Genomic DNA, 12030 nt, shown 5'->3' on the forward strand with positions numbered 1-12030 from the left:
CAAGTAAAGTCGCTCTCTCGCTTGCCTATTAATTCCATGCAATCGCCAGTATCCAAACCCATTCCATTACCCAACGCGCCTGAAGTCACTCGTTCTTCGGATCTTCTTGCTGACTTTCTGCGACTGAAAATTTCTGCCAATACCAAGCGAAACTATAGCAAAGCGATCGCCGATTTCTGCCGCCGTACCTACGATCGCGAAGTATCAGAGCGGCTTTTGAGTCAGTTTCTCTCTCTACAACAGTCAGAAGCCGTCTATCAAGTTCTACACTACCGACAACTACTCATCGATGCTAAATTAGCCCCCAGCACGATTAACGTCAGGCTGTCAGCTCTCAAATCTTTTGTAGACTATGCCCGTCAAGTAGAGCAGTGCAGCTTCAATCTTGCTGATGTCACTTGCTTGAAAGTCGAGAGCTATAGCGATACCACAGGGATTGCGGTAGCTGGGTTTAGAGAAATGCTCCAAATTCCAGACCGCAGCACCATCAAAGGGATCAGAGATTATGCCATCTTGCGATTGCTCTGGGATAATGCCTTGCGCCGGAATGAAATCTGTAGCCTGGATGTGGGCGATTTCGACAAATCGGGACGATTATCGATTTTGGGGAAGGGAAAAATCCAAAAAAGCCAGGTCGATCTATCGCCAGCAACCACAATCGCGATCTCACAATGGCTGGTGGCTAGAGACAACTATCGATCGTCCGATCCTCTCTTTACCAGTCTAGATAGGCGCAGTAAGGGGCATCGACTTGACGGTAGCACTATTTATCGCCTAGTGCGAGAGTTTAGCGAAGCAGCCGGAATCGATAAGATAGTCTCTCCTCATCGGATTAGACATAGTGCGATTACGGCATATCTTGATGCCAGTAATGGGAACATTCGAGCGGCTCAAGGATTGAGTCGTCACGCTAATCTTAATACTCTAAATTGCTACGATGACAATCGCCATAAATATCAAGCTCAGGCTACTAATACACTAGCCGATCTAATTTAGATTTACCCCGCTCCTGAATATTATCTTACTTTTCCACCCCCTCAAATCGGTGTGGATCTGTTGGCTTTTCGATCGGAAACCTCGAAATTTGAGAATCGGCTCTAACTATTATGTGGCACAAATTTCAGGAAAACTATATACCGCTAATACACCTTAGCGGTATATTTAAAGAAGCCCCGCAACAGTGAAGATTTTTCAGCGAAAGATGTCGAGTATGAAATATTCTAAATTACTCAGATGATCGATCGCCAAACTATTCCCAAATTTCACGGCGTGCAGCTATGGATCGACCCAATACTTCAATCACTACCACCACCACTTTCGTCCTCGATGCCAATGAATTAATTAGGGTATTTACCAACTTCCTCCAATTTGATGTGGCTTCCGGTGGTGCTAGTGCCGAAACCATTCGCACCTATTGGTGTGAAGCAAACAGTACTTGCTCTGGTGTGAAGCCAATCAACTCCAACCCCTAACTGTGACGCGGGATGCGATTAAAATCTACCGTCATCATCTCGTCCAGCAAAAATATAAACCCGCCACTATTTCCCTTAAACTCGTGACCATCAGTCGGATGTACGATGCAGCGATGGAATATGGGCTACTCTCTCAAAACCCTGTCTGGGGAGTAAAAGCACCCAAGCGACGCGGCGATCCGGCTGACTCGATTACTTATTTGACTGCTAGTGAGGCCCAGACCTTTCTCCAAGCTCCACTGACTAAATCAACCCCAATCAAAGTCCTCCGCGACCGCTTCTTGTTGGGATTGATGACATTGGAGGGGGTAAGATCGATGGAAGTTTATCGGGCAAATGTGGGCGATATCGTTCGCTCTCCTACGGGTGTGGGGATTACCGTGATGAGTAAGCGACAACAACGAGTCGTACCGCTGATTCCCGACTTGGTGGATTTACTAGACCGCTATCTACTCGCCAGGAGGCAGGCTAAATTTAGTACTACCGCTGTTACGCCGTTATTTATCAATCTTCACCATCCGCGCCATCACATCGACCCAGACAGGGAAGATCGCCGCTTGTCGAGACGGGGGATTAGATTCGTTGTCGATAGCTATCTGACCGAACTAAACCTCAAACATGGGGATGGGCGGACTTTATCCGCGCACTCTCTGCGGCATACAGCGGGGACGTTGGCGATTCAAAATGGGGCATCTTTGCGCCAGGTGCAGGATTTATTGGGTCATGCCGATCCCAAGACAACGGCAATCTACACGCACATTGGCGACAGGTGGACGAATAATCCAGCTTTGAAATTGGGAATCAATCTCAATCCCGAATAGAGGTCGAGCGCATCCACAGCAATCGGAGCGAGGAAATGATCGGATCGTCAACACCCTCGCGGAATTTATGATATAAGTGAACTACTTAAACCTCAAAATTATGTCAGAGCGTTCGCATCGCGTTTCCAAAGGAAAATCGTCAAAACGAGACAATGATGTTATCACCCCAGATAGCTATATTACGATCGGCAATCATCAATCCCAAAGTGGAAATTATCCCAGTGCCTTAGCTGCTTATGACTGCGCTGTGCGACTCGATCCTAGTTATGCCAGATCCTATAACTATCGCGGTTCGTTCAAGTATGCCTCCTTGGGTGACATCCAGGGTGCGCTGGCAGATTTCGACTCAGCCGTTAGGTATGACCCCGATTATGCCGTTGCTTATGCCAATCGCGGTTTGCTTAGGTATCAGCAATTAGGTGACATTCCTGGAGCCTTAGCCGATCTCAATCTATCGATCCTCCTCAACCCTCGCGATGCTTCGACGTACACCACTCGCGGTTTGATTAAATATGACAGACTTGATGATGTTGAATACGCTCTAGCAGATTACGATCTAGCGATCTGCGTCGATCCTAACTTTGCTCCGGCTTATAACTGTCGCGGACTGTTAAAGAATGTCAAATTGATGGATATTTCAGGTGCCCTGGTTGACTACGACCGTGCCATCGAGCTAGCTCCTACCTTATCTGAAGCTTATTATAATCGCGGTACGCTCAAGCATCAGGAACTTGCAGATCGGTTGGGGGCATTGGTTGACTATGACAGAGCGATCTCCCTCGCTCCCAATTTAGCTGCTGCTTATTTTGCACGGAGTCTGCTCAAACGCAATCTGCTCGATGACGTTCGAGGGGCAAATTTCGATCTGGATCGGGCGATCGATCTCGACCCTAATATTGCCGACGAGCTTTGAACTATCACGCCCAAAAAACTAGTTTTTTGGGCGCGGTTTGTAACCTTTGAGTTCGCGAACTAGTAACATGGCTTCATCACTATGAGACTGTTGCTGTTGTTGTCGATAGATATTTGCAGCGGTAATCAAATCGGCAATTGCCCCAGCTTTGTTGCCAGTTAGCTTTCGTGCCAAGCCCCGATTGAAGTAGGCATCGGCGTAGTTCGTGTCGAAAGAGATGGCAGTGCTGTATTCGGCGATCGCTGCCTTCTTATTGTCTTTGAACCGATCTCCGCCCCGCTTGTAAGCAGCGATTGCTCTTTGCTTGAACTGACTATTTGGTGCGACGGTAGCTACAATTGGCGTTGGTGGAGCTGCAATTCTAGATTTTGTTACATTTGGGGCAACCACTCCCACAACCCTAGTCTCTCTGGCAACAGGAGTCGCGATCGACGATCTCTGGTTACTCGCTAGCTTGAGGGCTGGTTGGTTGGGTTCCACAGGTTCAGTGCTTGCTACTGGCTTTGGTAGCTCAGGTTGTTGACGAGCGACTGGCGGAACGCTCTTCGACGCTGATGGTTTTACGGCGATGAGTGGCGTATTTCTGGTAGCTTCGCATCTGCTCGATTCGCTGTTTGCCAATCGATATAGCTCGGTTTTATGCTGCTCCCTAGCGAGTCGTGCGGCTTGGCGTAAATCTCCTATGCCGATGTATGCGTCATTCATTTTGCGGCAACGAAGACTGCCGCGATTGAGGTATGCCTTAACGTAGGTAGGATCGAGTTCGACCGCTCGGTTGTAATCTAAAAATGCGCCCAACGGGAAATTCAGCCGATTTTCCCTAAACAAACCTCGGTGGAGATAAGCCGTCGTGAAATTAGGTTCGAGATCGATCGCCCGATTGTAGTCGGCTAAGGCTCCTTGGCGGTCGCCTAGCTTATCTTTAAGCATCGCTCGCTCGTTGTAGTTATTTGGAGCGTTAGGATTGGCGGTAATTTCTCGATCTAATCTGCCGACCTCGGCTTGCGCTTGGTTGCGATCGCGCCAAGATAGATCTCCATCAGCCGCGATTGCTGGTGCTGTGGCGAAAATGCCCGCTAGTTGCCCAATGCTAATAATTGCCGCAATTCCCATGCTACAGGTTTGAATCCTGATATTTTTCACAATCGACTAACTTCTCCACTAATTACCCAAAACTCACGATCGATAGCACTGTCTATCGATCGCTATCATGCCACGCACCAATTTAAACCGCCTTGGGTAAATTAGCTTAAATCACGACCGCTCGAAGATTAAATTATCAATCGTGTTTGAGCAAATTCCCTAGTTGGGTAATGCGGCTTTTGAGATTTCCCATTTCTTTTCGCACTCGTAATTGCTCTTGCTCTCGACTCACCACGTTTGTCAATGTATCTTGCTCCTGGGCGATTGTAAACAGAGCCTCTAGTAAAGTTTCTGCCGTGATGCTCTCCTGTTGACAGAGTGCATCGATCTTCTCTTCGATTGCTACCTGCAATCGGATCGGCTATTGCGATTCTTCAAACACGTTTTCCTGACGCGAGAGTCACTTTGTTTAACGCCACCCCAGCCCTGGATTGTGCGATCGTTGTAAAATGGTTAAAAAGCCCAACGCACCAAAAAGTAAAAGTAAAATTAAAACCGTTACTAGAACAGGCTTTGACAACAAATATTTTTAGCAATGAATAAAAAAAATTGCGACACAAACTACGGGACTCTCGACAGCAAGAAACTAGAGGAGCTACAACAGAACTTCGACACCACAAAAATTCTGGTGGCTGTGGATACCATTGATGAGATCCGTTACCGAATTTGTGAGCCGGATGGAATCAGACAGGATTTGCTCGATCTTCATTCGATGGCTCACACGATTATTAATGGCGATTCAACCATTAATGCGCCCAGAGGAAGGTGCATTTGGGAAGTCGCTCAAGATCTAGAGTTGGAAATAGATGAATTTGCCACCAAGTTGATTGAAATTGCTAACCTGATAGCTAAACTAGGTGAACTCGTTCCTGATGATGAAGATGACGATTGATGTACTCTCCAGCACCAGTGCACCAGGAGCGTCCCACTCTCAAGACACCGGAAACTACGAACTCTATCGATCTAATTGAATCTCGTCTTTGGCGGGTTTGAGCTTTTGCTCGAAGACCTGAATTCCCGCGATCTCTATTTCCCATCCGTCCGCGCCTTTTTGGAGTTGCCCAGAGATCGCCCCGATCCAATGCTCTAGTTCTGCTGCTGTGGCTGCTGCTTTTCTCAAGCTCTTGGCATTCAAAACTGCGCTGAAAACAGTCCCACTTTCATCTGTGAGTTTAACCCGAACCTTTTTATCCGGTAGTGGCTCTGCTTCCGGCATCGACCCGTCAAACTTGAGCGTAATTTCTTTTTTGAATAGCTTGGCTTGGGATGCTGCTTCCGTCATGGTGGTTCGATACTCAACAAAACTCTATCATAAATCCGATCGAGTGTCGATCGAAAACAAGTTTTTGGGGTATTATGGACAAAGTACAATTTTTAATTTAAGTATGTCAGATCGAATCTGTCAAATACTCCCCATTTACTAGGGCACAACAACCAAAGCCCGGAACGGATGTCCCAGGCTTTGATGTGGTACTTCTTTGCAATACTCTTACCATCTACTTCTCCAAGACGAATGTTTTCTCCGACAGAATCTTGAAGCCAGTATGGTATCAGCTTATCATGGATTTTTTAAATTTGCCAGTGTTTTAAGTGAGTTTTCTGAAAACTCCCGAATCTGTAGTTTAGATGTTGTCTGAGATTACCACGGACGGTAATTATGTATTGACAAGATTGGTCGATCGAACCTCCTAATTTCTTCCATACTTCAACATCATCTATCCAACTTCAATCGGTTCAGATTAGACTTAAACACTAGCCCGATAAACTAATATCTGTTGCCGCTCGTCGGAACAAAGAAGTATTAATCTTGTTAGATGCCCTAGTTGTAAGCCACTACAACTAGGAAAAATGAAACTCGAACTCTACAGCGAATTATCAAAGCTATTTTATCTCGGACATAGATTCATCAGAGCCGATAACATCGATACCCCCAACTGGGTAACGATCGGTAAGTATCCGCTCAACACTGGCGGATTTATTAAGTATTACGGAAGTCTACTTTTCCTACTGGGCGTAAGTTTTGGTACCCAGACGCGGTATGCCATGCTCGACATCGATATCGATAGCCCATACCACCCAGCTAACAACCGTCAAGCTTTCCAGAAACTACTCGACGCGCTCAATCGGATCGGCTTAGTGTATCCAGTATTCGTCCGCAGTTCCAACAGCGGTGGTTTGCACGTTTACTTTTTCTTCCCTCGTCCGCTCAAAACATTTAACGTTGCCACATTAATGCATGTTACTCTGATTAATGCTGGATTCGTGCCTAAGCCTGGAGATCTGGAGCTTTTCCCCAACCCTAAAGCCCATACTAACACCCCAGGTGAATATAGCAACTATCGAGCGCACCGATTACCAGTCCAGCCAGCAAGTGGCTCCTTAATGGTAGACGCATGGGGAGATCCCATTATGAACCTCGAAAGTTTAACCAATGAAGGTCAGGTATTGATGTTTCTGCGCGAAGCTGAGAAATCCGCCCAAGCTCACAGCGCGTATATCGAGCAGATCGAAGCAAAACTCGACTGGACGTACACCCTCTATACGCAGAAAATTGATAAATATCAGCATCCACAATCTGGGCTGAGTGAAGTCGCTCAAGAATGGAAGGAGAACCTTGAATTGAGCATGATGGCAGGCTGGACTGGATATCATCAGACAAACATCATCCTCCCCCTATTCGTTGCCTATGGCATCGTATTTATGGGCTTAGATGATAAACAAAAATTATTCGATTGGATATATGCAAATGTCTTGACGACCAGAGGTTACAAAGAATACTGTAGACATCGACATGAGATCGACAAACGGATCTGGGCTTGGGTCGATGGTACCCTTGACAGTGAATACTATGTGAAATACTGTGGATTTCCGCCACGGAAGGGAATTTCCGTCCATAAATTAATCAAACATCTCCAGCAGAAAGGGCGCAAACCTAACGAGCACAACCAAAAACTTGCCGATCTAACCTTCGAGCAGTTACAGGGTGTAGTCAAGGCAATTGGCACGTTACCATGCCTAATTCTCGAACGAATCGCTGTAATTCAAGCGAAATACCAAGAACTGTTTGGTTCCAAAATTTCTAATAATACATTGTACAAGAAAAACTACTTATCCTTATGGAATGACAAAAATACAATAGTTACACTGGCTAATTCCCCAATTAGTATGAAATCTACAGAACCTAGTCTAGACAATGCTTGTGTCGCATTAAGTATTGAGGAAGAGTCTTCTTGTTTGACTGTTGCAACCCTCTTTGATGCTGAAGTTTCGCATACAGTTTTGACATATGAAGCTTTTAGCCCTAGCCATCTTACTGAGCAGACTATATTCTCTGAGAGCGAGGAAATTAATCTAACTACAGATGAATCATTAAATTTAGAATCAAACTTACTCGTAAAATCTTCACCCGATCTAATTCAGTCTGAACCACGATCTGAAGTCTTACGATTCGAGTCAGAACAGTCTTTATCTGAGTTAGATATTGAAGTTCTATCTAACTCAGAGCCTGAACTTTCTTGCTTAGAAGCTTCATCTGATATAAGTATAGCTTATACTCCAGCCGCCGCGAAAAATCTGCCAGATAACATAAATGAAACTTATCGGTCTACAGTGGAGATTGCCCATGAGATCCGTGCTTGTCACCTTCAACCAGACGATCGCTTGTTGCTGGAACTGCTGCATCATCCCTCGATCGAATCGATCGAACAGTTGCTAGAACTAGGTAGTCGGTTACTGGATGCGAAATCTTGGGCGGAGGTGGAAGATCTGGCTGGAGGTCTTTCACCCGCCTGGAAACAAGATTTGTGGAGTACCTTCACCAATCGGGAGCAAGCGGTCATTAACGCGCTCAAGGCTCAAAGTGAAGTAGAGTCAGTTGCTGTTGCCTTGCCAGATGATTTTGTGGCTAATCCCGCGACGAATGGCAAGCTGGAACCAGTTGTATTGGCAACCGAGACGATTGTTGAGATTGGTACGATACTGCGGCGCAATCGAATCGATCTCCGCCAAGGTAAATATGCTGAAGCGATCGAGCATTGTGAAGTCATCGGATGCAACGGCTCGAACTGGGTGGTGCGATCGCCCGAACATCAATTATTCAATGTTTCATCCTTCGCACTTACCTCTGGCGAGTGGGAAGTCGAACGGATTGACAATGCAGTAGCGGCTAAAACCGCCGCGAAGGTGCCTCAGAAATCTTTTGGGATCGAAGACGTGGTTCGGGCAGTTACGGGGCTGGTCGGACGAATTAAGCGGATCTACAAGTACACTAACGAGCCATACGCGATCGAGGACGATCTCGGTAAAATTCATCGATTCAGCGAGGAAGATCTGTTTCCGACTTAACCGAATCGGTCTTTTGCCACAACGGTTTATACGCCGATTTATATAGAGTATTATTGGAAATTTTAGAGCCGAACATTTCCAGCGATCTAGACTGAATTAATTCGATCCGATCGACCATTTGGATTGGAAGCTCTTCGATACTGTCTAAGATCGCGATGATGCGTTCTCTGGTTCGATCGGCAACTTCGTCATTATGTGTATTAGATCTACTTGTCGATAGTTTAGGTGGATTGAGCTTGAATTTCTGGGGAGCTTTTTTACTTTTTTTAGGTGGTTTGTCTGGAGTAGTTTTAGCATTTTTACGAACTGGCTCGACTGCCATTTCAACAAACTCAAATTGCCCGGTGGTGAGATCTAAATTAACTTCGATCGATAGGTGGAATTTGCGTTCCGATTTAAGTTCGGAGGCAGGATCGACGTTGCCAATTTTAATATTGCCAATAACCGAACCCATCGCTCGATAGATTCGTTGCCCGATATCTAGTTGGGCTGATTCTTGCGCTTTTTTAGAGATTTTTTGCGGTAGGGGATTTTTCTTCGCCTGCGAACGTTTAGCCGCATTCGATTGGGGTGGAGATTGCTGTGCCGCTCCTGACTTGTCCTCAACCGCGCTAGTTCGTTTGCCCATGAACTTGAACCTCCATTTCTGAATTACTCTATTTTAATGCTTCTTATTCCAACTCACCATTTAAATTAATGGCAGAATTGCAATGTCGCTATAACATTCTCGCTCCAGCTAATTCCAAATGCAATAATTGCTAATCGCAACCAATAATTTATTTGCACTAATGGAACTGTGCCAAGTGCCAATAATAAGCAGATAGAGCAATTAATTGAAGATTTACAAGTAATGAAAATTATCGCCGCCAATAATAACCATAAAATTGTCACAAGCCAAAACAAAGTATTTAAAATAACTCGACTGGCCTTGTCGCTAATCTTTTTCATTCTTTCGATGACTTGTTTATTTTTCGATCCATAAATTTAGACAAAAACCCGATCTGTTCGGTGCGGGGGTAAAAGTTTGTCGCTGCAAAACTAAATCTGGTTTTGCAGCGGCAATGAATGGATAGATGTTTCGCACACAACGATCTCCACCCGAACGGCTCATGTGCCGCTGTGCCAGCAATCGATCTCCTAAGAACCCAATTTAACATCTAAGTTGAGCGATTGGAATCAGAGAATCAGCCGAATCACCCACTGCAAATCGCGATCCCTATGAGTATCTTGGGATTATCGATCGCAGATTGCTATGGCTCCAACAACCTTCACTCCACCAATTACCCCCAGCGAACCGGAACTGGAAACGCCCATCGACTATGAATTACGCCGCGTACTCGGAACTAATATCGATTATTCCCAACTAGTTGAATATCACCTCAACCCTGACGATCCAATGGTGGAGATGATGGGGATCGTGGATAAACTCAATACACTCCATGAAGCAATCCCCAGATCGGTATCTACGTCCTTAGCTCTTGCCGGAAAAACCCTCGCCACCGAATTCGATCTCGTCAGTCGTCCGCTCCTAGATGCAAATGCCGCACTCCAAGGATCTGTTCGTGCCTTGCAGCGACAAATGCAAGATGTGAATGAACGATTAGCAGGGTTACAACAGCTCGAACAGCTCGAACAGCTACAATACTTAGCCAAACTCGATCTGCTCGATCGTTCGGATAGCTCGAAGCCACTGGCACATGGGTTGCTCTACACGACTGTCGCGGCCGCTGTTGCCACGATGGGGATGGTTGGTTGGCAGATCCAGTCTGTCCGCAGTGTGGGGAATAATCTAGCCTGGATCGATACCAGTGAGGGTAAATTAGCCGCCCAAATTGCCTACCAAAATCCCCAACTCAAAACTAATTGTCGAAAACTGAATCGAGCTGAATTAGCTAAATTACCAGAAAATTCAGCAAATAAGCAGGTTTGTACGGTTTATTTAAAATAATTAACGCCATTTGGCGAATATCACCGATCGAATCTGACTGTTAGCCTTGATACAGATTTCGATCGAGTTAATTGTAACTAAAATTTTAAGGCGAGAACTAGCTGAGTTTAGCCGAGTTTCTAGCGGAGTGTTCTCACTATATGTCAGTAAATATAAATCGCGGCTTGTGGGCGTTATTAGATAAAATATGCTGTTTGTTTACCACTAACTTCTCAATCCCAATTATTGTCTGGTCTTTGGCTGGATCGCTTGTGTTCGGCTCGATCTATGCGGTTATTCATACAGTGAATATCGATCTGGCAATAGCGATCGAGCGATGGTTGCAACAGCTTGAGATCTCGCTCCTCACCCCCAAATCTACTGCACTAGTTCCAGCCTCGCTCTCGATCGATCTGACTACGATTAAAATTGCTTTTCTAGTGGCGATCGGTATGCTTGCCTCTCAAACTTTACCTAAGAAAAATAGCTAAAATGCCTTCCCAAATTAATAGTTTAACTACCTATAAACCACGCAAACAATCCAATTGCATCGAACGAGCCATTTATGCACGTTCGGTTGAATTTTGGCTGTCTCTTGCCACGATTAGTGTCGGAGCTAATTGGATGTTTAAATTCGGAATCGAATCGGTGTTCGGGGCTGCAATTTGGGTTTCAATTATCGGCGTTTACTGCCTGTATGCCAATGAATTTTGCGCCAAAACCTGGAGCGGATTTGAGCGAATTCGCGTTTCTGGCAAGCAGCGGCAATTAATCTTACTCGGTGTTGGCTCGCTCGGTGCGATCTGTTCGCTACTGTTCTTTACGACTCCAGCCAATGCCTTAATTTTGGATAACAAAGGAGCTGGGGCGTTGATCGCCATCATGGACAACACGACCAGCGTTGCCGATCCAGCCTTTGCGACGCTAATTAGTACGACAGGGGGCAAAATCGTCATCCTGATCAAAGCCGCATTTTTGCTCGCGTTTGTACTCATTGGGCTTGCCTCGATCGAAAAATTTCGAGAACGGGCTGAATGGAGCGAAGTCGTGATCCCTCCTGCTGTTTTCCTCGCGATCGTCGGCTTTGTCGATACCATTGTCGCTAAAATCATGGCGTAAACGACACACGCCTGGTGCGCGCGTTGCTCCGTTCTCGCGAGGAAGAGGAATTTCTGTCTATATGGATTGAGTAATCAAAATGCCCGATATTTATGACGAAGAACCGATTCAGGTCAATCGAATGCTGGCGCGAAAGCCAGGGATCGCCGGAATTTCGGCAGATGTCTTTGCGGTCGCGATCGTTATGGACACAGTTTTATTCTTTGTCCGATCGATGTTTGAGTTGGGCTGGGATGTATTCGTTTTTGCCGTCATCGTCGTCGATATGACTTGGCTGATCCTGACTATTCG

Annotated in this window: 13 protein-coding genes and 1 pseudogene; 10 read left to right on the forward strand and 4 right to left on the reverse strand. The window is 45.8% G+C overall.

Annotated elements, in window-relative coordinates; all coding sequences use genetic code 11:
- Positions 1 to 36 precede the first annotated feature (36 nt).
- From Q0R35_RS17195 to Q0R35_RS17210, 4 genes are all read left to right on the forward strand, one after another.
- Positions 37 to 996: a tyrosine-type recombinase/integrase gene (locus tag Q0R35_RS17195; protein WP_295621299.1), complete on the forward strand. Its 960-nt coding sequence runs from the start codon at positions 37 to 39 to the stop codon at positions 994 to 996.
- Positions 997 to 1277: 281 nt separating this feature from the next.
- The gene (locus Q0R35_RS17200; protein ID WP_295621263.1) at positions 1278 to 1472 is read left to right on the forward strand and encodes a hypothetical protein; all 195 of its coding nucleotides are present in this window, start codon (positions 1278 to 1280) and stop codon (positions 1470 to 1472) included.
- Complete coding sequence (locus Q0R35_RS17205; RefSeq protein WP_295621266.1) at positions 1436 to 2293, forward strand: tyrosine-type recombinase/integrase; 858 nt, start codon at positions 1436 to 1438, stop codon at positions 2291 to 2293. The genes Q0R35_RS17200 and Q0R35_RS17205 overlap by 37 nt, the downstream gene beginning before the upstream one ends.
- Before the next feature lie 100 nt (positions 2294 to 2393).
- Positions 2394 to 3206 (forward strand): tetratricopeptide repeat protein, encoded by an 813-nt coding sequence (locus tag Q0R35_RS17210; protein ID WP_295621269.1) that lies wholly within the window; start codon positions 2394 to 2396, stop codon positions 3204 to 3206.
- A gap of 18 nt (positions 3207 to 3224) precedes the next feature.
- On the opposite strand, the gene Q0R35_RS17215 is transcribed toward Q0R35_RS17210, so the two are convergent.
- Both Q0R35_RS17215 and Q0R35_RS17220 read right to left on the reverse strand, forming a co-directional pair.
- On the reverse strand, positions 3225 to 4349 hold the full coding sequence (locus Q0R35_RS17215) for a tetratricopeptide repeat protein (protein WP_295621272.1): 1125 nt from the start codon (positions 4347 to 4349) through the stop codon (positions 3225 to 3227).
- 136 nt (positions 4350 to 4485) lie between these two features.
- Complete coding sequence (locus tag Q0R35_RS17220; RefSeq protein ID WP_295621275.1) at positions 4486 to 4701, reverse strand: hypothetical protein; 216 nt, start codon at positions 4699 to 4701, stop codon at positions 4486 to 4488.
- A gap of 183 nt (positions 4702 to 4884) precedes the next feature.
- Between Q0R35_RS17220 and tnpC the strand changes: the two genes are divergently transcribed.
- A complete protein-coding gene (tnpC, locus tag Q0R35_RS17225) occupies positions 4885 to 5241 on the forward strand; it encodes a Tn3 family transposase post-transcriptional regulator TnpC (RefSeq protein ID WP_295621278.1) in 357 nt (118 codons plus the stop codon).
- A 63-nt stretch (positions 5242 to 5304) separates the two neighbouring features.
- Here tnpC and Q0R35_RS17230 read toward each other — a convergent pair whose 3' ends face one another.
- Positions 5305 to 5631 (reverse strand): hypothetical protein, encoded by a 327-nt coding sequence (locus tag Q0R35_RS17230; protein WP_295621281.1) that lies wholly within the window; start codon positions 5629 to 5631, stop codon positions 5305 to 5307.
- A 566-nt stretch (positions 5632 to 6197) separates the two neighbouring features.
- On the opposite strand from Q0R35_RS17230, the gene Q0R35_RS17235 reads away from it, so the two are divergent.
- Positions 6198 to 8693, forward strand: coding sequence for a hypothetical protein (locus Q0R35_RS17235; protein ID WP_295621284.1), 2496 nt, complete (start codon positions 6198 to 6200; stop codon positions 8691 to 8693).
- Here the strand turns inward: Q0R35_RS17235 and Q0R35_RS17240 are convergent.
- Entirely contained in the window at positions 8665 to 9321 is a 657-nt protein-coding gene (locus Q0R35_RS17240; protein ID WP_295621287.1) for a hypothetical protein, read from the reverse strand. The two genes, Q0R35_RS17235 and Q0R35_RS17240, sit on opposite strands and share 29 nt — an antisense overlap.
- Before the next feature lie 624 nt (positions 9322 to 9945).
- Here Q0R35_RS17240 and Q0R35_RS17245 point away from each other — a divergent pair.
- From Q0R35_RS17245 to Q0R35_RS17260, 4 genes and pseudogenes are all read left to right on the forward strand, one after another.
- Positions 9946 to 10641, forward strand: a complete 696-nt coding sequence (locus tag Q0R35_RS17245; protein WP_295621290.1) for a hypothetical protein — start codon at positions 9946 to 9948, stop codon at positions 10639 to 10641.
- A gap of 140 nt (positions 10642 to 10781) precedes the next feature.
- A complete protein-coding gene (locus tag Q0R35_RS17250; RefSeq protein ID WP_295621293.1) occupies positions 10782 to 11111 on the forward strand; it encodes a hypothetical protein in 330 nt (109 codons plus the stop codon).
- A 1-nt stretch (position 11112) separates the two neighbouring features.
- Positions 11113 to 11739, forward strand: coding sequence for a hypothetical protein (locus Q0R35_RS17255; protein ID WP_295621296.1), 627 nt, complete (start codon positions 11113 to 11115; stop codon positions 11737 to 11739).
- A 79-nt stretch (positions 11740 to 11818) separates the two neighbouring features.
- Positions 11819 to 12030, forward strand: a pseudogene (locus Q0R35_RS17260) (hypothetical protein); the annotation flags it as partial.

This window comes from Chamaesiphon sp. GL140_3_metabinner_50, assembly GCF_025361915.1.
Taxonomy (GTDB): domain Bacteria; phylum Cyanobacteriota; class Cyanobacteriia; order Cyanobacteriales; family Chamaesiphonaceae; genus Chamaesiphon.